This window comes from Aeromonas sp. 96A (assembly GCF_051919165.1).
GTDB lineage: Bacteria > Pseudomonadota > Gammaproteobacteria > Enterobacterales > Aeromonadaceae > Aeromonas > Aeromonas veronii.
This window is the reverse complement of the sequence record NZ_JBQBFE010000001.1, coordinates 2722587-2742178: the sequence shown is the minus strand read 5'-3', so window position 1 is coordinate 2742178 and position 19592 is coordinate 2722587. Positions and strand designations below refer to the sequence as shown.

General features: G+C 60.8%; 21 protein-coding genes. 11 read left to right on the top strand and 10 right to left on the bottom strand.

The features are described from left to right. Positions 1-126 precede the first annotated feature (126 nt). Entirely contained in the window at positions 127-1608 is a 1482-nt protein-coding gene (gene ilvC / locus ACTG2W_RS12605; protein WP_440016251.1) for a ketol-acid reductoisomerase, read from the top strand. Positions 1609-1764: 156 nt separating this feature from the next. On the opposite strand, the gene pgi is transcribed toward ilvC, so the two are convergent. From pgi to coaBC, 5 genes are all read right to left on the bottom strand, one after another. Continuing rightward, positions 1765-3414, bottom strand: coding sequence for a glucose-6-phosphate isomerase (gene pgi, locus ACTG2W_RS12600; protein ID WP_307895815.1), 1650 nt, complete (start codon positions 3412-3414; stop codon positions 1765-1767). 347 nt (positions 3415-3761) lie between these two features. Further along, positions 3762-4598, bottom strand: a complete 837-nt coding sequence (locus ACTG2W_RS12595; RefSeq protein ID WP_440016249.1) for a mechanosensitive ion channel domain-containing protein — start codon at positions 4596-4598, stop codon at positions 3762-3764. A 164-nt stretch (positions 4599-4762) separates the two neighbouring features. Further along, a complete protein-coding gene (slmA, locus tag ACTG2W_RS12590; RefSeq protein ID WP_005339495.1) occupies positions 4763-5359 on the bottom strand; it encodes a nucleoid occlusion factor SlmA in 597 nt (198 codons plus the stop codon). 69 nt (positions 5360-5428) lie between these two features. Further along, a complete protein-coding gene (gene dut, locus ACTG2W_RS12585; protein ID WP_005339498.1) occupies positions 5429-5887 on the bottom strand; it encodes a dUTP diphosphatase in 459 nt (152 codons plus the stop codon). An 80-nt stretch (positions 5888-5967) separates the two neighbouring features. Next, on the bottom strand, positions 5968-7170 hold the full coding sequence (gene coaBC / locus ACTG2W_RS12580) for a bifunctional phosphopantothenoylcysteine decarboxylase/phosphopantothenate--cysteine ligase CoaBC (protein WP_124930445.1): 1203 nt from the start codon (positions 7168-7170) through the stop codon (positions 5968-5970). Positions 7171-7317: 147 nt separating this feature from the next. On the opposite strand from coaBC, the gene radC reads away from it, so the two are divergent. The 6 genes from radC to ACTG2W_RS12550 all read left to right on the top strand — a co-directional run bounded on the left by radC (position 7318) and on the right by ACTG2W_RS12550 (position 10980). Then, entirely contained in the window at positions 7318-7992 is a 675-nt protein-coding gene (gene radC / locus ACTG2W_RS12575; RefSeq protein ID WP_440016248.1) for a RadC family protein, read from the top strand. 136 nt (positions 7993-8128) lie between these two features. Beyond that, positions 8129-8365, top strand: a complete 237-nt coding sequence (rpmB, locus tag ACTG2W_RS12570; protein WP_005307492.1) for a 50S ribosomal protein L28 — start codon at positions 8129-8131, stop codon at positions 8363-8365. An 11-nt stretch (positions 8366-8376) separates the two neighbouring features. Beyond that, positions 8377-8544, top strand: a complete 168-nt coding sequence (rpmG, locus tag ACTG2W_RS12565; RefSeq protein WP_005307500.1) for a 50S ribosomal protein L33 — start codon at positions 8377-8379, stop codon at positions 8542-8544. 93 nt (positions 8545-8637) lie between these two features. Next, positions 8638-9093: a hypothetical protein gene (locus ACTG2W_RS12560; RefSeq protein WP_307895813.1), complete on the top strand. Its 456-nt coding sequence runs from the start codon at positions 8638-8640 to the stop codon at positions 9091-9093. A gap of 24 nt (positions 9094-9117) precedes the next feature. Further along, the gene (mutM, locus tag ACTG2W_RS12555) at positions 9118-9930 is read left to right on the top strand and encodes a bifunctional DNA-formamidopyrimidine glycosylase/DNA-(apurinic or apyrimidinic site) lyase (protein ID WP_307895811.1); all 813 of its coding nucleotides are present in this window, start codon (positions 9118-9120) and stop codon (positions 9928-9930) included. A 114-nt stretch (positions 9931-10044) separates the two neighbouring features. Continuing rightward, positions 10045-10980 carry a VirK/YbjX family protein gene (locus ACTG2W_RS12550; RefSeq protein ID WP_307895810.1) on the top strand — a complete coding sequence of 312 codons (936 nt, stop codon included), beginning with the start codon at positions 10045-10047 and terminating at the stop codon, positions 10978-10980. A gap of 93 nt (positions 10981-11073) precedes the next feature. On the opposite strand, the gene coaD is transcribed toward ACTG2W_RS12550, so the two are convergent. Continuing rightward, a complete protein-coding gene (coaD, locus tag ACTG2W_RS12545) occupies positions 11074-11559 on the bottom strand; it encodes a pantetheine-phosphate adenylyltransferase (protein WP_111901322.1) in 486 nt (161 codons plus the stop codon). A 134-nt stretch (positions 11560-11693) separates the two neighbouring features. Between coaD and ACTG2W_RS12540 the strand changes: the two genes are divergently transcribed. Next, positions 11694-12731: a glycosyltransferase family 9 protein gene (locus ACTG2W_RS12540; RefSeq protein WP_106844576.1), complete on the top strand. Its 1038-nt coding sequence runs from the start codon at positions 11694-11696 to the stop codon at positions 12729-12731. A gap of 51 nt (positions 12732-12782) precedes the next feature. Here the strand turns inward: ACTG2W_RS12540 and ACTG2W_RS12535 are convergent, their stop codons facing one another. Beyond that, positions 12783-13559: a glycosyltransferase family 2 protein gene (locus ACTG2W_RS12535; protein WP_005339515.1), complete on the bottom strand. Its 777-nt coding sequence runs from the start codon at positions 13557-13559 to the stop codon at positions 12783-12785. 276 nt (positions 13560-13835) lie between these two features. Here ACTG2W_RS12535 and waaF point away from each other — a divergent pair, with 276 nt between their 5' ends. Together waaF and waaA are read left to right on the top strand one after the other, a co-directional pair. Next, a complete protein-coding gene (gene waaF, locus ACTG2W_RS12530; RefSeq protein ID WP_106844577.1) occupies positions 13836-14870 on the top strand; it encodes a lipopolysaccharide heptosyltransferase II in 1035 nt (344 codons plus the stop codon). Position 14871: 1 nt separating this feature from the next. Beyond that, the gene (gene waaA, locus ACTG2W_RS12525; RefSeq protein ID WP_106844578.1) at positions 14872-16137 is read left to right on the top strand and encodes a lipid IV(A) 3-deoxy-D-manno-octulosonic acid transferase; all 1266 of its coding nucleotides are present in this window, start codon (positions 14872-14874) and stop codon (positions 16135-16137) included. A gap of 78 nt (positions 16138-16215) precedes the next feature. Here waaA and ACTG2W_RS12520 read toward each other — a convergent pair whose 3' ends face one another. The 3 genes from ACTG2W_RS12520 to ACTG2W_RS12510 are packed head-to-tail and all read right to left on the bottom strand — an operon-like array spanning position 16216 to position 18293. Further along, the gene (locus ACTG2W_RS12520; RefSeq protein ID WP_005357405.1) at positions 16216-17475 is read right to left on the bottom strand and encodes a PTS ascorbate transporter subunit IIC; all 1260 of its coding nucleotides are present in this window, start codon (positions 17473-17475) and stop codon (positions 16216-16218) included. Between the two features lie 51 nt (positions 17476-17526). Next, a complete protein-coding gene (locus tag ACTG2W_RS12515) occupies positions 17527-17814 on the bottom strand; it encodes a PTS sugar transporter subunit IIB (RefSeq protein WP_104016837.1) in 288 nt (95 codons plus the stop codon). 35 nt (positions 17815-17849) lie between these two features. Beyond that, the gene (locus ACTG2W_RS12510) at positions 17850-18293 is read right to left on the bottom strand and encodes a PTS sugar transporter subunit IIA (protein WP_005356016.1); all 444 of its coding nucleotides are present in this window, start codon (positions 18291-18293) and stop codon (positions 17850-17852) included. A gap of 251 nt (positions 18294-18544) precedes the next feature. Between ACTG2W_RS12510 and ACTG2W_RS12505 the strand changes: the two genes are divergently transcribed. After that, complete coding sequence (locus tag ACTG2W_RS12505; protein WP_047434109.1) at positions 18545-19567, top strand: LacI family DNA-binding transcriptional regulator; 1023 nt, start codon at positions 18545-18547, stop codon at positions 19565-19567. Positions 19568-19592 lie beyond the last annotated feature (25 nt).

Below are 19592 nucleotides of genomic sequence, written 5' to 3'. Positions count from 1 at the left end.
GTGATCGTTTCAGTTATTGCAACGTACTGTTTCGAATATATCAGTTCAGGCAATAAGTGTCCCGCGCTATAGTGGTTCAGACAACGCCGCTATCCGGCATGGAATCAATCGAACGGAGCAATCACCATGGCTAACTATTTCAACACCTTGAACCTGCGTCAGCAGTTGGCCCAACTGGGCAAGTGTCGTTTCATGCAGCGCGAAGAGTTCGCGGACGGCTGCAACGTGCTGAAGGGCAAGAAGGTGGTGATTGTGGGCTGTGGTGCCCAGGGTCTGAACCAGGGGCTGAACATGCGCGACTCCGGGCTGGATATCTCCTACGCCCTGCGCAAGGCCGCCATCACCGAGAAGCGCGCCTCCTGGCAGAAGGCTACCGACAACGGCTTCGCGGTCGGTACCTATGAAGAGCTGATCCCGACCGCCGATCTGGTGCTGAACCTGACCCCGGACAAACAGCACTCCGACGTGGTGAAGACCGTGATGCCGCTGATGAAGCAGGGTGCTGCGCTGGGCTACTCCCACGGCTTCAACGTGGTTGAAGAGGGTCAGCAGATCCGTTCCGACATCACCGTCGTGATGGTTGCGCCCAAGTGCCCGGGCACCGAGGTGCGTGAAGAGTACAAGCGCGGTTTCGGCGTACCGACTCTGATCGCTGTTCACCCGGAAAATGACCCGAAAGGTGAAGGTATGGCCATCGCCAAGGCGTGGGCCTCTGCCACCGGCGGCGACCGTGCCGGGGTGCTGGAATCCTCCTTCGTGGCGGAAGTGAAATCCGACCTGATGGGCGAGCAGACCATCCTCTGCGGCATGCTGCAGGCCGGTTCTCTGCTCTGCTACGACAAGCTGGTTGCCGAGGGCACAGACCCGGCCTACGCCGGCAAGCTGATCCAGTTCGGCTGGGAGACCATCACCGAAGCCCTGAAACAGGGTGGCATCAGCCTGATGATGGACCGCTTGTCCAACCCGGCCAAGCTGCGCGCCTTCGAACTCTCCGAGCAGCTCAAGACCCTGATGCGCCCGCTGTTCGAGAAGCACATGGACGACATCATCGCCGGTGAGTTCTCCCGCGGCATGATGGCCGACTGGGCCGAAGATGACGTCAAACTGTTCACCTGGCGTGAAGAGACCGGCAAGTCTGCCTTCGAAAATGCCCCGGCGTTCGCTGGCAAGATTGCCGAGCAGGAGTACTTCGACCATGGCGTGGTGATGGTGGCCATGGTCAAGGCGGGTGTCGAGCTGGCGTTCGAGACCATGGTGGCTTCCGGTATATACGAGGAGTCTGCCTACTACGAATCCCTGCACGAGTTGCCGCTGATCGCCAACACCGTTGCTCGCAAGCGTCTGTACGAGATGAACGTGGTCATCTCCGATACCGCCGAGTACGGCAACTACCTGTTCGCCAACGCTGCTGTGCCGTTGCTGCGTGAACACTTCATGCCGACCCTGAAAGCGGGCGATCTGGGTGCCAGCAAGGCGGAAGGGCAGAACGTGGATAACCTGGCGCTGCTGGCGGCCAACGAAGCGACCCGCAACCACCCGATCGAGAAAATCGGCCAGGTACTGCGTGGCTACATGAAAGACATGAAACGCATCGCCGTTGGCGGTTAAGCCCGCATCGGGCTGGAGGATGAAGGGGCGGGGATGACGATCCCCGTCGCCGGTCGGACTGGACACCCGCTCGGCCAGCCAGAAAACTCAGCCTGACCGTCATAAAAAAGCCCCGCTCATCGAGCGGGGCTTTTGCATTCAGAAAGGCTGGATAAATCAGGCTTTCCACGCTTTCCAGGTGTTGATCAGACCGTTGGTGGAGCAGTCGTGGCTGGTGACAGCCTCGTTGTTGCCCAGCTCCGGCAGGATCTTGTTGGCCAGCTGTTTGCCCAGCTCCACGCCCCACTGGTCGAAGGAGAAAATGTTCCAGATTGCGCCCTGTACGAAGATCTTGTGCTCGTACATGGCGATCAGGGCACCCAGGGTTTTCGGGGTCAGGCTCTTGAACAGGATGGAGTTGGTCGGGCGGTTGCCTTCGAACACCTTGAACGGCACCAGATCCTTGACCTGCTCCAGGGTTTTGCCAGCCGCCAGGAACTCGGCTTCAACCTCTTCCTTGCTCTTGCCGAAGGCCAGCGCCTCGGTCTGGGCGAAGAAGTTGGCCAGCAGTTTCGGATGGTGGTCACCGATCGGGTTGTGGCTGATGGCCGGCGCCAGGAAGTCACAGGGGATCAGCTTGGTGCCCTGATGGATCAGCTGGTAGAAGGCGTGCTGGCCGTTGGTGCCCGGCTCACCCCAGATGATGGGGCCGGTCTGGTAGTCAACCGGCTTGCCGTTGCGATCCACGTACTTGCCGTTGGATTCCATGTTGCCCTGCTGGAAGTAGGCAGGGAAGCGGTGCATGTACTGGTCGTACGGCAGAATGGCTTCGGACTCGGCACCGTAGAAGTTGTTGTACCACAGGCCGATCAGCGCCAGCAGCACCGGCACGTTCTGCTCATAGGAGGCAGTGGCGAAGTGCATGTCCATCTCGAAAGCGCCTTGCAGCAGGGCTTCGAAGTGCTCGAAACCGACAGACAGGGCGATGGGCATGCCGATGGCAGACCAGGAGGAGTAGCGGCCGCCAACCCAGTCCCAGAACTCGAACATGTTGTTGGTGTCGATGCCAAACTCGGCCACGGCTTTGCCGTTGGTGGAGAGCGCGGCGAAGTGCTTGGCAACGTGGGCCTTGTCACCGGCGATGTTGATGAACCAGTCGCGGGCGGTCAGGGCGTTGGTCATGGTCTCCTGGGTGGTGAAGGTCTTGGAGGCCACCAGGAACAGTGTGGTTTCCGGATCGATCTTCTTCAGGGTCTCGGCGATGTGGGTACCATCGACGTTGGAGACGAAGTGCATCTGCAGGTGGTTTTTGTAGGGACGCAGAGCCTCGGTGATCATCACCGGGCCCAGATCAGAGCCACCGATACCGATGTTGACCACATGCTGGATCGCTTTGCCGGTGTAGCCTTTCCACTCGCCGGAGATGATCTTCTCGCAGAAGCCTTTCATCTTGGCCAGTACGGCGTTCACTTCCGGCATCACGTCCTTGCCGTCGCACTCGATGGGGCGGTCGGAGCGGTTGCGCAGGGCCACGTGCAGTACGGAGCGGCCTTCGGTCATGTTGATCTTGTCGCCATTGAACATGGCATCGATCGCGCTGCGAAGATCGGTCTCTTTGGCCAGATCAACCAGCAACTTGAGGGTTTCTTCGGTGATCAGGTTCTTCGAGTAATCAACCAGGATGTCGCCGCCGAAGGTAAGGGAAAACTTGTCAAAGCGCTTCGGGTCCTGCGCGAACAGATCCTTGAGTCTGGTCTCTTTGTTTGCTGCAAAGTGGGCTTCCAGTGCCTGCCAGGCCTGGGTTTGGGTTGGATTGATATTTTTCATAGGATTCCTGAAATGCCAAGTTGTGTTTGAACCTTGCAGGCAAGGTCCCGCCAAACCTTATTATCCGAGCATTATAGCGAGCCGATCGGGCGGCCCGTGTAACAGATTTTTACCGATTGTCTTTTACCGCAATGGGTCACTGTCGGGAGCATACAACCAGAACATTGGGATTATGTGTCACGAAAGCAAGGCGGATCTTGCGCTTGCTCATGATTGGGGCCACCCCGATAGCCTGAAATTGTTTTCATCCGGTTGGCGTGGTTATGCACCGACATGGCCATGGGCTGGGGCCAGAAACGACAATGCCAGCCCGAAGGCTGGCATTGTCTGTTGCAGCAGAACCGCGATCACGCCTGCGGTTTTTGCATGTGCATCACCATCTGCGGGAAGGGAATTTCGATCCCTTCGGCATCAAAGGTGAGTTTCACCTTCTCGTGGAAGTCGAACCAGACACCCCAGTAGTCGCCAGTCTTGACCCACGGGCGCACCACGATATTGACCGAGGAGTCGGCCAGCGCGGCGACGGCGATGGTGGCGGCCGGATCTTTCAGGATGCGCGGCTCTTCGTTCACCAGACGCTCCAGGATCTGCTTGGCCTTGCGCAGGTCGGAGCCGTAGCCGATACCGAAGGTCATGTCGACGCGGCGGGTATCCATGCGCGAGTAGTTGACGATGGTGCCGTTAAGGATGGCGGAGTTCGGTACTACCACCATCTTGTTGTCACCGGAGGTGAGGGTGGTGGTGAACAGCTGAACGGATTGCACCACGCCAGACGTGCCTGCCACTTCGATAAACTCGCCAGCCTTGATGGGGCGGAAGATGATCAGCAGAAAGCCGGCGGCGAAGTTGGAGAGCGAGCCTTGCAACGCCAGACCGATGGCCAGACCGGCGGCACCGATAATGGCGACGAAGGAGGCGGTCTGCACGCCGACACGGCCCAGCGCGGCGATCACCACGAACACCAGAATGGCGTATTTGAGGATGCTGCCGACGAAGTGGGTGACTGTGGTGTCCAGCTTGCGGGCCTGCATCACCTTGACCACGCCACCGCTGATGAGGTTGGCGGCGATATAGCCGACCAGCAGGGTCAGCAGGGCGGCGGCGATATTGACGCCGTATTCGATCAGCAGTCCCTGATTATTGACCAGCCAGGTCTGCGCTTCGGTAATGATTTCGGGTTCCATAGGATGTCCTGTCAGGTTCTAAAAGGTTTATGGTGGATAAATCTAACACCGCAGCGCGACAGTACGGGTCGCATCTGGTACTTCTTTTCTGCCATAAAAACCTGACACAAAAAAGAAGGGAGGCCAAAGCCTCCCTTCTTTTTGCTGAATGATGCGAAAAACCATCAGCTCTGCAGCAGTTGGCTGCGGATAAATTGCCACTGATCTTCGAAACCGGCGGTCGGCTTGAGCTTGAACTCGGAGCGCACGAACTGGCTGATGCGGCCTTCGGTGTAGGCCAGCAGCAGATTGGCCAGCATGGTCTCGTCGAGCTGGAAGCCTTGCCCCTCGCGCAGCCGCTTTTCGCGCAGCACCTGCTTGATCTGGGTCTCCAGCTTGTCGAACAGGATGCTGATGCGATCCCGCAGTCGATCGTGTTCACCCAGCAGGGCGTCGCCGTTGAGGATGCGGGTGATGCCGGGATTGCGCTCGGCGAACACCAGCAGCAGCTGCAGGATATGGTGACAGCGCGCCATGGTGTCCTTCTCTTCCGCCATGATCAGATTGACCCGTGACAGCAGGGAATCCTCGATAAAGTCGATCAGCCCCTCGAACATCCGCGCCTTGCTGGGAAAATGTCGATAGAGGGCTGCTTCAGAGACGCCGACCTCGGCCGCCAGACGGGCCGTGGTGATGCGCTGGCCGGGACTGGTTTCCAGCATATGGGCGAGCGCCTGCAGGATCTGATCGCGCCGACTCTGTTTCTGATTACTGCTTGCCATGGATTCCCCTAAAAAAAACAATGGCTTGATTCTGTTATTAAGCACCGCCCATCGGGCTGGTGTGGTCTGTTATTGGCGACCAGAAGAACCAAAACCGCCTTCACCCCGTTCGCTCTGATTGAACTCATCGACCAGTTGGAAGCTGGCCTGAACTACCGGCATGATCACCAGCTGGGCGATGCGCTCGCCGGGTTGCATGGTGAACTCATCTTTGCCGCGGTTCCAGACCGAGACCATCAGCTGACCCTGGTAATCGGAATCGATCAGACCGACCAGGTTGCCCAGCACGATGCCGTGCTTATGGCCGAGGCCGGAGCGGGGCAGGATGGTGGCACACAGACCCGGATCCTGGATGTGAATGGCCAGACCGGTCGGCACCAGGGTGGTATCACCCGGAGCCAGAGTCAGCGGCGCATCCAGCAGTGCGCGCAGATCCATGCCGGCAGAGCCCGGTGTGGCGTAGGCGGGCAGTGGGTACTCGGTACCGATACGGGCATCCAGAATCTTCAGTTCAATTTGTGTAGTCATGAATCGCTTTTTCAGTTGGATCTTGTATTGGCGTCCCTCTTGGCAGGCGGGGCGCCGTGAGTCTTGTTCTTTCGGGACGCTCAGTGCCGGTAGTGGCGTGCAATCAGGGCGATCAGGTGACGGGCCAGCGTCAGCTTGTCGGCCAGCGGCAGCGGGGCCTGGCCCCCTTGCCAGAACACGGTCAGGGCGTTGTCATCGGCGTTGAAGCCTTGCCCCTCGCGGGACACATCGTTGGCGGCGATCATGTCCAGCCGCTTACGCTGCAACTTGTCGAGGGCGTATTGTTCCACATCCACGGTTTCGGCGGCAAATCCGACGGTGAAGGGTTTGTCTGAAAGGGCACCAACGGCCGCGATGATGTCGGGGTTTTTCACCAGCTTCACCACCATCTGGTCGTTGTCGCCGGTTTTCTTGATCTTCTGGCTGGCCACCTGCTCAGGACGATAGTCGGCTACCGCCGCGCAGCCGATGAAGAGGTCGCACTCGCCGACCCGGCTCATCACCGCCTGATGCATCTGCTCGGCGCTCTCGACATCGATGCGGGTGACTCCAGCAGGTGTAGCCAGCGTCACCGGGCCGCTCACCAGCGTCACTTCGGCGCCCGCTTCACGGGCAGCTCGGGCGATGGCGTAGCCCATCTTGCCGGAGCTGTGGTTGCTGATGTAGCGCACCGGATCGAGCGCCTCGCGGGTTGGCCCTGCGGTGAGCAGCAGCTTGACGCCTGCCAGCAAGGGCTCGGCGGCCAGCTGCTGACAGCAGCGATCCACCAGTTCGAGGGGGTCCAGCATCCGGCCCGGGCCCACATCGCCACAAGCCTGGCTGCCGGCATCCGGCCCCCACAGCAGAATGCCGCGGCTGGCCAGGGTCTTGAGGTTGGCCTGGGTCGCGGCGTTGAGATACATCTGCTGGTTCATGGCAGGTGCCAGCGCGATGGGCGCCGGAGTGGCCAGACAGAGGGTGGTCAGCAGTTCGTCGGCCATGCCAGCAGCCATCCGCGCCATCAGGTTGGCGCTGGCGGGGGCAATCAGTACCAGATCGGCCCACTTGGCCAGCTCGATATGACCCATGCCTGCCTCGGCAGAGGGATCTAGCAGGCTGTAGGCCACCGGATGACCGGAGACCGCCTGCAGGGTCAGCGGGGTGATGAACTCCTTGGCGGAGCGGGTCATTACCACCCGCACTTCGGCGCCCTGATCTTTCAGGCGGCGTACCAGCTCGGCACTCTTGTAGGCGGCGATCCCGCCGCTGACACCCAACAGGATGCGTTTATCGGCCAATCTCATCTGCTGTTTCTCTATCCGGCTCATTCTGACTGGTCGGCTAAGATACCACAGGCAATGGATGACGACAGGGGTTGGCATCAAGGGGTGTGGTCGGGCGCGCGCAATTTTTTGCTATGTTTTTTCTCAACAGGGATGAGGGAGAGACAAATGAGCATCAAAGAGTGGCCGGAAGATGAACGCCCCAGAGAGAAGCTGCTGTGTCAGGGGCCCGCGGCGCTCTCCGATGCCGAGCTGCTCGCCATCTTTCTGCGCACTGGCGTCAATGGCCTGAGTGCAGTGGATCTTTCACGTAATCTATTGAATCAATTCGGCTCTTTGCGCAGCTTGCTGGGGGCGGATCAACGGGCATTCTGCGAGGCGCACGGCCTTGGCCCGGCCAAATATGCCCAGTTGCAGGCGGTGCTGGAGATGGCCAGACGCCATCTGGCCGAGCAGCTGCAACGGGGCGATGCGCTCACCTCTCCCCAGCTGACCCGGGACTATCTGCAGGCCCAGCTGCGGGATCGGCCGAGGGAAGTGTTTGCCCTGCTGTTGCTCGATAATCAGCACAGAGTCATTCAATTTGTTGAGCTTTTTTTCGGCACCATCGATTCGGCGAGCGTCTGGCCAAGAGAAATCGTGCAGATCGCGCTCAAACATAATGCAGCCGCGGTGATTCTGGCGCATAATCACCCGTCCGGCGTCGCCGAGCCCAGCAGGGCCGACCGCCAGATCACGGATCGGATCACGGCCGCTTTGGCCCTGATCGATATCAGAGTGCTGGATCACTTGGTGATCGGTGATGGCATCACGGTTTCTTTTGCCGAGCGCGGTTGGCTATAACTGTGCTCTGGCACCGTATTAGTTGATCTTTGATCACAGATGCTGTATAAAATGCCGCCTTCTGTTTGCCCCGCAATCGAAGGCCAGCGGGGCAGATATTTGCTCGAGCAATGAAGTAAGATTTGGAGAGACTGACATGTCTAGAGTATGCCAAGTAACCGGCAAGCGCCCGGCAGTTGGTAACAACCGTTCGCACGCTAACAACGCCACCAAGCGTCGTTTCCTGCCGAACCTGCACACTCACCGTTTCTGGGTTGAGAGTGAAAAACGCTTCGTAAGCCTGCGCGTATCCGCAAAAGGCATGCGTATCATCGACAAGCGTGGCGTTGAAGTGGTTCTGGCTGAACTGCGCGCCAGCGGTGTTAAGGTATAAGGAATTAGATCATGGCTAAAGGTATTCGCGAGAAAATTCGCCTGAACTCCAGCGCCGGTACTGGTCACTTCTATACCACTACCAAAAACAAGCGCACCATGCCCGAAAAAATGGAGATCAAAAAGTTTGATCCCGTTGTTCGTCAGCATGTGATCTACAAGGAAGGCAAAATCAAGTAATTACTTGATGCTGCATTCCCAAAAACCCGGCTTCGTGCCGGGTTTTTTTATGCGCCGAATTCAGTACACTGCCGGTTCAAAGGGAGGCTTGCCATGTTCAAATTGAGCCGCAAAGGCTGGAATAACGTGATCATTGTGGTGGTGCTGATCGTGATCACCCTGTTGCATCGTATGGAGACTGCCCAGCAGGAGAACAGCGCCAAGCGGGCTCGCCCCTTGTTGCCGAATGCGTCCGTAGTGCTCACTTGGCAGGGGCCGAGCTGGCAGATTGAGCGGATCGGTCAGGGCTGGCGCAGCGTGCCGGATCTGGGGCTCGACACGGCTCAGCTGGATGCCCGTCTGGCGCGCTGGCAGAGCTGGTTGCTGCCCCCCGGCGAGGTGGTGCGCGGTACCCCGGTGACCATCAAGGTATGGATTGCCGGCCAGAGCGATCCGGTCGAGATCGGCCTCTATCAGAACAGCGGCCAATATGGCGCCCAGCTGCCCTCCGGTCTCTGGCTCGCCCTCACTGCCGAACAGTATCGCGATCTGCTGCGTCCTGCCCCCTGAGTTCCTTTTCCTTGCGAGGTGCCAATGCCCGAATTGCCAGAAGTTGAAGTCAGTCGTCAGGGGATCTCCCCCTGGCTTACCGGTATCAAGGTGACGCGCGTGGTGGTGCGGGATGGCCGCCTGCGCTGGCCGATCCCCGGTGAGATTCAGGAGCTGGTGGACCTCACCATCCATCGGGTGCGTCGCCGTGCCAAATACCTGCTGCTGGAGACCGATTTCGGCACCGCCATCCTTCATCTGGGGATGTCCGGCAGCCTGCGGGTACTGGATATCGGCACGCCAGCCGAGAAGCACGACCACGTGGATATCGAGCTGGAGAATGGCAAGCTGCTGCGGTTCAACGATCCGCGCCGCTTCGGCGCCCTGCTCTGGACTCGCGAACCGGCCGAAGCCCACGCGCTGCTCGCCAAGCTGGGGCCAGAGCCGCTCACCGATGCCTTCAGTGCTGATTACCTGCAGGGGCGCGCCAAGGGGCGCAGCACCGCCATCAAACAGTTCCTGATGGACAATCAGGTGGTGGTCGGGGTGGGCAACATCTACGCAAACGAGGCGCTCTATGCCGCCGGCATTCACCCCAAACGGGCGGCGGGCAATATCAGCGCCGAGCGGCTGCGAACCCTGGTGGCCGAGATCAAGCGGGTGTTGGCCGAGGCAATTCGCCAGGGCGGAACCACTCTCAAGGATTTCACCAGTGCCGATGGCAAGCCGGGCTATTTCGTGCAGCAGTTGCAGGTTTATGGCCGTGGCGGTCAGCCCTGTTTCCACTGTCACACCCTGCTGACCGAGACAAGAATGGGCCAGCGCACCACGGTTTTTTGCAGTCATTGCCAGCGCTGAGCGCACTTTTTGCCCCGATCCGGGGGAAGTTGTAACAGCGTATTTCCACTCTGTTGAAGATTTGCACAGCTGTCACTAGTATCCCGACCGTTCAGGCGGTTTGAGAATATAAAAATGACAGTTAAATCAATAGACTGGGAATATTTATCCCGGCAGGAGCGCTATTGCGCAAAATCCATGGCCCGCTTCCTCTACCCCGAGGGATGTGACCGGAAAACCTTCAATCGCGGCAAGTTCGTGCTGCGCAGCCTGCTCTATCGCAAGTCGCTGAGCCGGGTCTTCAGCCTGTTCCAGTGCGACTCGCTCAAGGCGCTGCCAGCTGTCTATCCCGAGCTGCTCGACAAGCCGATGCGTCCCTATCGCTTCGCCTGTGCCAGCGCCCGTGAGCGGGCCGAGATGCTGGAAAATCACTATCGGTTGCTGCTGGAGTGCTACCCGCAGCTGATCGACCCCCTCTATCTGGGCGAGGGGATCGCGCTGGGGCACTATCCCCAGAGCGGCTGCCGCATTCTGATGCGCCACGATGGCACCTTCCGCCGCGAGGCCGAGCTGGCGCTCTCCATCGTCAACGGCGAGGGGCAGCGCCTCTACAGCTGCGCCTTTTCGCTGGCGGGCAGCGTGGATCGTTTGATTCTGATGATCGGCTCCATGCAGGGGCCGGAGCCTGCGGTCGACAATGCCCAGGATCGGGTGCGCGAGCTGACCAAAGAGGGGCACGGCCTGCGGCCCAAATCCCTGCTGGTGCAGCTGGTGCTGCAACTGGCGCAGGCCATGGGGGCGGCAGAGGTGCTGGCGGTGCGCAAGCGGGCCCACGTGTTTCAGGCCAAGCGCTACAGCAGCAAGCAGAAAGCCAATTTGCAGGCCGATTATGACGAGCTGTGGCAGGAGTTCGACGCCCGGGATGTGAATGCCAACTTCGTCGCCCTGCAAGCCCAGCCGCGCAAGCCGCTGGAGGAGATCGCCTCCAAGAAGCGGGCCATGTATCGGCGCCGCTACGAGTGGCTCGATCTGCTGGTGAAGGAGATGAATGAGCGGTTTGCCCGTCAGTAACCGGCAAGCAGGCTGACCTCTCTATAACGAGAGAGATACAACAAGGGCTACCCGTGGGTAGCCCTTGTTCGTTTCTGCCAATCAGGGGAGGGATTAGCGCTGCTGCTGTTTGGCTGCGATGGCCTGGGCCACCACGGGATCGACAAACTGACGAATGTCGCCACCGTGCAGCGCCACCTCTTTCACCAGAGTGGAGGAGATAAAGGAGTTCTCCTCCGCCGGGGTGAGGAAGACGCTTTCCAGCTCAGGCATCAGGCGGCGGTTCATGTTGGCCAGCTGGAACTCGTACTCGAAGTCGGAGACGGCGCGCAGGCCGCGGATCAGCACGTTGGCCTGATGCTCTTTGGCGAAATCGACCAGCAGACCGGAGAAGCCCACCACCTTGACGTTGGGAAGCGTGCTGGTCACTTGCTGGACAAGCTGGACACGTTCTGCCAGATCGAACAGCGGGCGCTTGCTCGGGCTGTTGGCGACCCCGACCACCACCTCGTCAAACAGCTTGGCGGCGCGGCCGATGAGATCGGCGTGGCCATTGGTAACGGGATCAAAAGTCCCGGGATAAATTACCCTGGTAGTCATCTTTGCGGTCCTGCAACCTGGAAATTTGGTCGCATTATAAGGTCGTCGCTTGAGAATAGCAGTGCATCAGGCAAGAATACGCCATCGCGCATCAAGCCTCCTTGCATTGGTGACAGGGAGCAAAGGGATTTTTTATGAAACGTATTCTGGTCGTTCGCAATGACAAGATTGGTGACTTCATGCTGGCGTGGCCTAGCTTCGCCATGCTCAAAGGCTCCATGGAGTGTCATGTGACTGCCCTGGTTCCGGCCTACACGGCGCCGCTGGCCCGGCTCTGCCCCTGGATTGACGAGGTGATCATCGATCCGGGCGTGCGAGCCGACAAGGAGCAACAGCGAGCGCTGCTGGCGCGGATCAAGGCGGCGGCGTTCGACGCGTCCATCTGCCTCTTCTCCAACTCCCGCAACGCCATGCTGGTGTGGAAGGCGCACATCCCTTACCGGCTGGCCCCGGCGACCAAGCTGGCGCAGGTGCTCTACAACCAGCGACTGGTGCAACGCCGCTCCCGTTCCCAGAAGCCGGAGTCCGAGTACAACCTGGAGCTGATCCGCCGCTTCCTGGCCGATCAACAGGTGGCCGTGGTGGAGCCCCAGACCCCCTTCCTGCGGTTCGATGACGAGACCCTGCTACAGGTGCGCGAACAACTGGCACTCAAGCTCAAGCTCGATGCCAGCCGCCCCTGGCTGATGGTGCATGCCGGTAGCGGCGGTTCGGCCAACAACCTCTCCATCGAGCAGTACGCCCGCATCATCATCAAGCTCAATCAGGCCTGCCCCGAGCTGCAGTGTGTGCTGACCGCAGGCCCTGGCGAGGAGAAGATGGCCGAACAGCTGGCGGCCGAGCTGCTCGCCCACGGCGGCAACGGCTGGATCTACCGCTCCAGCGATGGTCTGCCGATGTTCTGTCAGGTGTTGGCCAACGCCGCCCTGTTCGTTGCAGGCAGCACCGGCCCGCTCCATATCGCCGGCGCGCTCGATGTGCCGACCATCGGTTTCTTCCCGATGCGCCGCTCCGCTACTCCGCTGCGCTGGAAGCCCCTCAACAGCGAAGGGCGCCACCTTGCCTTCAGCCCGCCGGAGGATAGCGACCATCCTGAGGATATGAGCCAGCTCGATCCCAAGACCATGGTGCCGGTGATGGCCCGCTGGGCGGCGCCTTTCTGGCGCAAGTAACGTATGCAGCAATGCAAACAGGGCCCCGCGGGGCCCTGTTTCGTATGACGGTTATTCCGGCTGCTGCGGCTGCTGGCGCACCCAGAGGTCGGCGTATTTAACGAAGGTGGAGTGGGCGGAGAGGATCGCCAGCAGCAACCCTTGCTTGCCATCGAGGAAGCCCGCTTTGAGCAGGTACATCTTGAGGAAGCAGCCGACGGCGTGGATCAGTCCCTGACTGAGAGAGCCCTTCTTGCCGCGGGCGGTGCGCTGATCGGCCCAGGCGCGGGCATAACCGGCGGATTTCACCAGATAGTGCTCCAGATCCCGATAGGTGAAGTGGAGCAGGTCACCATGAATGTTGACGATCTTCATGTTGGCCCGTACTTCCACCTTTTCGTGCACCAGCGCCTCGTTGTAGCTGGTGAGCGCCTTGGGATAGAGGCGCAGCACCCGATCCGGATACCAGCCGCTGTGGCGGATAAAGCGGCCAAACACCCAGGAGAGGCGCGGGATCGAGTAGATGGTATCGCTGGCCGGATTGGCCATCACGTTGGCGATGGCGGTTTTTAGCTCGGGGGTGAGCCGCTCGTCGGCATCCAGCCACAGCACCCAGTCGGATTGCACGTGGGACTGGGCCAGCCGGCGCTGCTTGCCAAAGCCGGGCCACTTGGCGTTGACGAAGAAACGGGCCCCAAATTCGGCGGCGATGGCCGGGGTCTCGTCCTGACTGCCGGAGTCCAGAATGACGATCTCGTCCACCAGTCCGTCGAGGGAGGCGAGGCACTTGCGCAGGTTGTCGGCTTCATTCTTGACGATCAGAACGGCAGCCAGAGTCGGTTTTTTCACGAATGTGGGCTCACGGTTATTGCCCGGCTGGCGGGTCGAATGCGTATTGATGGGCCATTCTAACGGAAAAACGGGCCAAAGAGAGAGCCGCCATTGCCCGTTTCTATCAGCTGTTTGCCTGCTCGGCTGGCGTTGCATCTCTTCAGAAGACCTGTGGAAAAATGAGACGGCAGGGGGGATTGCCAAGGATCTTCTGTTATTTATCCAGTCATTCTTGGGGCATAATCTCGCCCAGTGATGATTAACCGCCGGGCCAGTCCCGAGAGAAGACGCGTGATGAAAATATTGGTGATCGGCCCCTCCTGGGTCGGCGATATGGTGATGTCCCAGAGCCTCTACAAGGCGATCAAAGCCAACCATCCGGAGAGCGAACTGCACGTGATGGCCCCCGCCTGGTGCTGCGCCCTGCTGGAGCGGATGCCGGAGGTGGACAAGGCGATCACCATGCCCCTTGGCCACGGTGACTTCAAGCTGGTGGCGCGCCGCCGCCTCGGCAAGCAGCTGGCCGCCGAAAAATACGATCAGGCCATCGTCCAGCCCAACTCCATGAAGTCGGCGCTGATCCCCTGGTTTGCCCGCATTCCGGTGCGTACCGGCTGGAAGGGCGAGAGCCGCTACGGCCTGCTCAACGACCTGCGCAGCAACAAGTCCGCCTTCCCGCTGATGGTGGAGGGCTATCTGGCGCTCGCTTATCCCAAAGCGCAGATGAAGAGTCGGGCCGATATCCCGACCATTCCGCATCCGGCGCTCCACGTCGATCTGATAAACCAGAGCAAGGCGCTGGAGCGACTGGGGCTGGATCGCGCCCGCCCGGTGCTGGTGCTCTGTCCCGGTGCTGAGTTTGGCCCGGCCAAGCGCTGGCCTGAGGGGCACTACGCCGTGGTGGCCCAACAGCATCTGGACGAGGGGTGGCAGGTGTGGATCTTCGGCTCCAACAAGGATGTACCGGTAGCCAATACCATCCGGGATCGGGTCAATCTGCTGACTCGCCCCAACTGCCACGTGCTGGCGGGCAAGACCAGCCTGCACGAGGCGATCGATCTGATGGCGCTGGCCAGCCGGGTCATCTCCAACGACTCCGGCCTGATGCACATCGCCGCCGCCCTCAACCGGCCGCTGGTGGGCGTCTATGGCTCCACCTCGCCGCTCTATACTCCGCCGCTGGCGGATCGGGTCGAGATCGTTCACACCGACATCGAGTGTCGCCCCTGCTTCAAGCGCACCTGCAAGTTCGGCCATCTCAAGTGTTTGATCGACCTGGCGCCGGAGCAGGTGGTCGATGCCTGCAAGAAGCTGGAGCAGAGTCAGTAAGATGCCCTACCGTCTGCTCTACAACCTGCTGATCCATCTGGGATTGCCGCTGGCGCTGCTGGCCCTCTACAAGCCTAAGAAAGGCAAGCCCGGCTTTGGCGAGCGCTGGGCTGAACATCTCGGCCGACTGCCCGCCACCGGACAGGAGGCGCCGCTCTGGATCCATGCGGTGAGCGTGGGGGAGACGCTGGCCATCACGCCGCTCATTCGCGCCCTCAAGGCGGAGCGGCCCGATCTGCCGATCCTGCTCACCACCACCACCCGCACCGGCGCCGATCAGGCTGCCAGGCTGGGGGATCTGGTGATCCATCGCTACGCGCCGCTCGACTACCCCTGGGCCATTGCCGCCTTTCTCGACACCTTCAAGCCGCGCGCGCTCTGGGTTATGGAGACCGAGCTGTGGCCCAACTGGCTGGCCGCCTGTGAGGCGCGCCACCTGCCGGTGACCATCATCAACGCCCGCCTCTCCGAGCGTTCCTGCCAGCGTTATGCCCGTTTCCACGGCGCCTTCGACGCCCTGAGCCGGCCACTGACCCATCTGCTCTGCCAGCATCAGGATGATGCCGACCGCTTCGCCCGCCTCGGCATCGAGCGTTCGCGGCTGGCGGTGACCGGCTCCATCAAGTTCGATATCCAGTTTGGCGACGAGGTGCAGGCCAAGGGGCGCGCCCTGCGCCAGCTGCTGGGCGCCGAGCGGCCGGTCTGGATCGCCGCCAGTACCCATCTGGGTGAGGACGAGCAGGTGCTGGCCGCCTTCGATCTGCTGCTCAAACGCCAGCCCGACGCGCTGCTCATTCTGGTGCCGCGCCACCCCGAGCGGTTCGACCGGGTGGCCGAACAGTGTGCCCCTTACGGCTGCGTGCGGCGCACTGATGGTGCTGCGGTGAGTGCCGGGGATAAGGTCTATCTCGGCGATACCATGGGCGAGCTGCCGCTGATGCTGGCGGCGGCCGATGTGGCCTTCGTCGGCGGCAGTCTGGTGAAGATCGGCGGTCACAACCTGCTGGAACCGGCAGCCCTCGGCAAGCCCTGCCTTACCGGCCCCGCCTATTTCAACTTCAGCGACATCACCCGCCAGCTGGTGGCTCAGGGGGGCGCCGCCATCGTGGCCGATGCCGCCGAGCTGGGCGAGCAGGTGAGCCAGCTGTTTGCTGATGCAAGTGCCCGCCGCGAGATGGGGGAGCAGGCCCGCGCCGTGGTGCTGCGCAATCAGGGTGCGCTGGCGCGCACTCTCTCGCACTGCCTCACTGCGCTGGAGAACGACTGAGTGTCAGCCTTTCATACAGCCCGGCCATAAAAAAACGGAGCGCGATGCGCTCCGTTTTGTTTTTGGCGGTGGCCGGAATTAGCGAACGATCAGCCCCAGCAGGATGCCGACCACACCGAAGTCGGAGTCGCTGAAGGTGGTGTTGGCGAAGCCGAGGTCGCCCAGCACCGGCAGCAGGAACACCGGCAGAATGGTGAGCAGCAGCAGGCCGTTGGCGAAGGAGCCCAAAATTGCGCCGCGACGACCACCGGTGGCGTTGCCGAAGACCCCGGCAGCGGCGCCGACGAAGAAGTGCGGTACCACGCCCGGGATGATGACGGTCAGGCCCATGGCGTAGAGCAGCGCCATCCCCACCAGACCGGCGGCAAAGCTCGACAGGAAGCCGATCAGCACGGCGTTGGGGGCGTAGGGGAAGACGATGGGGCAGTCGAGTGCCGGCTTGGCGTTCGGTACCAGCTTGTCGGAGATACCCTTGAAGGCCGGTACGATCTCGGCGATGACCATCCGCACACCCTGCAGGATCACGTAGACGCCCGCCGCGAAGGTGATGGACTGCATCAGGGAGAACATGAACCAGTGCTTGCCCTTGGCGACGCTGGAGACAAACTCTGGGCCGGCGAAGGCGGAGGTCACCAGGAAGATGATGCCCATGGTGAAGGAGATGGCCACCGGGGTATCGCGCAGGAACAGCAGGCTCTTGGGCACCTGCACATCTTCGCAGCTGTGGGCCTTGTTGCCGAACTTGGCGCCGATCAGGGCGGAGAGCACGTAGGAGCAGGTGGAGAAGTGGCCCAGCGCTACGTCATCGGAGCCGGTGATCTGCTTCATGAAGGGGTGGGCGATGGCCGGGAAGAAGACCATGGCGACGCCGACCACCAGACTGCCGACCGCGATCAGCGGCACACCGCTCATGCCACCGGCAGAGAGGATCACTGCCACCATCATCGACATGAACAGGGTGTGGTGACCGGTCAGGAAGATGAATTTCCACGGCGTCAGACGGGCGATCAGGATGTTCACCAGCATGGCGAAGAACATGATCATCGCCATCTCCTTGCCAAACGAGGTCTGGGCGATGGAGACGATGGCTTCGTTGTTGGGGACGACCCCCTTGATGCCGAAGGCGTGCTGGAAGATGACGGCAAAGTCACCCAGCGAGTTGATCACCAGGGTGGCACCGGCCCCCAGAATGACGAAACCCATGATGGTCTTGACCGTGCCCTTGATGCACTCGGTCACCGGTTTCTTCTGGGCAATCAGGCCGATAAGCGCGATCAGTCCGACCAGCACGGCGGGCTCGGACAGCACGTCAAACATCAGAAAGTTGAAAAATTCCATGGTCAGCTCCTGGCAATGGAAGATGCGGCCCGCAGGCCGCATGGAGGATCCTTAGAGGGCGCCCAGTTCGCGCAGGGCGGTGGCGAGCTTCTCTTTCATCGCGACCTTGTCGACCATGTTGTCGAGGGCCACCAGACGGCCGTTGACCCCCATGGATTGGAGCTGCTCGGCGATGTCGCGGGTGGCGACAAAGATCTCGGCGGTTTCGCTGCCGGCGGAGGCCAGATCGCGGTGATCCACCTCGGCGGTGACCGCCAGCTCTTTCAGGATGCTCTTGATGCTCATCTCCATCATCAGGCTGGTGCCCAGACCGTGACCGCATACAACCAGAATTTTCATTGTCTCTTCCTCTGTCAGGTGCGCAGTGGCGCAGATCAGTAGCGCGCCAGAATGCGCAGGATGTCGTCTTTGGTGTCGGCCGCAATGATGGCCGCCACGTCCTCTTCATTCATAAACAGCTCGGCCAGCTGGGCGATGGTCTCCACATGGGAGTTGCTGTCGCTGGCGGCCAGGGTGATCAGCAGCCGGATCGGGTCGTTGCCCTCGGAGTCGAAATTGACACCCTGCTTGATGACGGTCAGCCCCAGACCCAGTCGGTTGACACCGTCCTCGGGGCGGGCATGGGGCATCGCCAGACCGGGGCCCAGTACGTAGTAGGGGCCGAGCTCTTCATGAGAGCGAAACAGTGCCGCCACGTAGGAGGGCTCGATGGTGCCATTGGCCAGCAGGGGCGCCGTGGCCAGTTCGATGGCATGGCGCCAGTCGCGGGCTGCGGGTTCGATGCGGATGACATCCTCGGTCAGCAGTTGAGTCAGCATGGTGGTGATCCGGCTAGTTATGATGGCGCCAATCTATAGATCTTGCGGTGGTGAAACTGTGAGGGTGATCGCGAAAGTTAGCGCTATCAGATAGCGCTAACATCAAACTGTGATAGCGCTATCAATTCACCCATTAACGGGAGTCATCCTGCCCTCATTGTGGGGGAAAGAGAGTAGAATCGGCCTTGAGCAAATGGTCAGTGGCGCTCTTTTGCCTTAAAGTGAGCAGCCGCAAGTCGAGGATGGGATGGATGTCAGAAGCAAAGAAGCGCCGTAGCACGGGTCGGGTGACCCTCAACGATGTGGCCCAGCTGGCTGGTGTGGGGGCCATGACGGTTTCCCGTGCCCTGCGCACGCCGGAGATGGTCTCCGACAGGATGCGTGAGCGCATCGAAGCTGCGGTGGAAGAGCTCGGCTATATCCCCAATCGGGCCGCCGGGGCATTGGCCTCTGCGACTTCCCAGACCATCGTAGTGATCGTCCCGAGTCTGGCGGAAGCGGGCTGTGGCGAGATGATCGCTGGCCTGCAACAGACCCTGCTCGAGGAGGGTTACCAGATCATGCTGGGGGATGCCCAGCATCTGAAACAGCAGGAAGAGAGCCTGCTGACCAGCTTTTTGCAGCACAATCCGGCGGCGGTGGTGCTGTTTGGTGGCGATCCCGGCGAGACGATCCGTACCCGCCTGAAAGCCTCCCGCCTGCCGGTGGTGGAAGTGGGTGCCATGGCCCGCAGCCCCATCGACATGAATGTGGGGGTCTCCAACTTCGATGCCGGTTATCAGCTCACCCGCCACCTGATCGAGCGGGGCTACCGCAATATCGGTTTTCTCTGTGCCCGTCAGGAGCAGTGGATGCTGCAACAGCGGATGCAGGGCTGGCAGAAGGCGTTGCTCGACAACTACCTCTCCCCCGATGCCATCATCAACACCTCTGAGCGGCCCAGCTTCAGCACTGGCGCCACCATGCTGGGTGAATTTCTGCTGCGCTGGCCCGAGCTGGACGCGCTGATCTGCGTTAACGACGAACTGGCGGCCGGGGTACTGTTCGAGTGCCAGCGTCGCCATTTGAATGTGCCGGGCAAACTCGCCATCGCCGGATTTGACGATCTGGATGTGGCGCGCGCCTGTTATCCGACCCTTACTTCGGTCAGGATCCCCTATCGCAAAATGGGGCAGGAGGCTGCCGAGCTGATCCTGCGCCAACTGGCCGGGGAGCCCGTGATGGGCACCGCGCTGGCTCTCGATTTTCAACTGCAAAAGCGCCAAAGCAGCTGATCCCCGTTTCACACGTCATCAAAGA

Excerpts from the sequence above, each read along its gene's own strand:
- ACTG2W_RS12560 (WP_307895813.1), top strand. The coding sequence starts at position 8,638 with ATGTTCAAATTGAGCCGCAAAGGCTGGAATAACGTGATCATTGTGGTG.
- dut (WP_005339498.1), bottom strand. The coding sequence starts at position 5,887 with ATGACTACACAAATTGAACTGAAGATTCTGGATGCCCGTATCGGTACC.
- ACTG2W_RS12515 (WP_104016837.1), bottom strand. The coding sequence starts at position 17,814 with ATGAAAATTCTGGTTGTATGCGGTCACGGTCTGGGCACCAGCCTGATG.
- waaA (WP_106844578.1), top strand. The coding sequence starts at position 14,872 with ATGCCCTACCGTCTGCTCTACAACCTGCTGATCCATCTGGGATTGCCG.
- radC (WP_440016248.1), top strand. The coding sequence starts at position 7,318 with ATGAGCATCAAAGAGTGGCCGGAAGATGAACGCCCCAGAGAGAAGCTG.
- ACTG2W_RS12520 (WP_005357405.1), bottom strand. The coding sequence starts at position 17,475 with ATGGAATTTTTCAACTTTCTGATGTTTGACGTGCTGTCCGAGCCCGCC.
- ACTG2W_RS12510 (WP_005356016.1), bottom strand. The coding sequence starts at position 18,293 with ATGCTGACTCAACTGCTGACCGAGGATGTCATCCGCATCGAACCCGCA.
- waaF (WP_106844577.1), top strand. The coding sequence starts at position 13,836 with ATGAAAATATTGGTGATCGGCCCCTCCTGGGTCGGCGATATGGTGATG.
- slmA (WP_005339495.1), bottom strand. The coding sequence starts at position 5,359 with ATGGCAAGCAGTAATCAGAAACAGAGTCGGCGCGATCAGATCCTGCAG.
- ACTG2W_RS12595 (WP_440016249.1), bottom strand. The coding sequence starts at position 4,598 with ATGGAACCCGAAATCATTACCGAAGCGCAGACCTGGCTGGTCAATAAT.
- ACTG2W_RS12550 (WP_307895810.1), top strand. The coding sequence starts at position 10,045 with ATGACAGTTAAATCAATAGACTGGGAATATTTATCCCGGCAGGAGCGC.
- coaD (WP_111901322.1), bottom strand. The coding sequence starts at position 11,559 with ATGACTACCAGGGTAATTTATCCCGGGACTTTTGATCCCGTTACCAAT.
- ACTG2W_RS12540 (WP_106844576.1), top strand. The coding sequence starts at position 11,694 with ATGAAACGTATTCTGGTCGTTCGCAATGACAAGATTGGTGACTTCATG.
- rpmG (WP_005307500.1), top strand. The coding sequence starts at position 8,377 with ATGGCTAAAGGTATTCGCGAGAAAATTCGCCTGAACTCCAGCGCCGGT.
- pgi (WP_307895815.1), bottom strand. The coding sequence starts at position 3,414 with ATGAAAAATATCAATCCAACCCAAACCCAGGCCTGGCAGGCACTGGAA.
- coaBC (WP_124930445.1), bottom strand. The coding sequence starts at position 7,170 with ATGAGATTGGCCGATAAACGCATCCTGTTGGGTGTCAGCGGCGGGATC.
- ACTG2W_RS12505 (WP_047434109.1), top strand. The coding sequence starts at position 18,545 with ATGTCAGAAGCAAAGAAGCGCCGTAGCACGGGTCGGGTGACCCTCAAC.
- mutM (WP_307895811.1), top strand. The coding sequence starts at position 9,118 with ATGCCCGAATTGCCAGAAGTTGAAGTCAGTCGTCAGGGGATCTCCCCC.
- ilvC (WP_440016251.1), top strand. The coding sequence starts at position 127 with ATGGCTAACTATTTCAACACCTTGAACCTGCGTCAGCAGTTGGCCCAA.
- rpmB (WP_005307492.1), top strand. The coding sequence starts at position 8,129 with ATGTCTAGAGTATGCCAAGTAACCGGCAAGCGCCCGGCAGTTGGTAAC.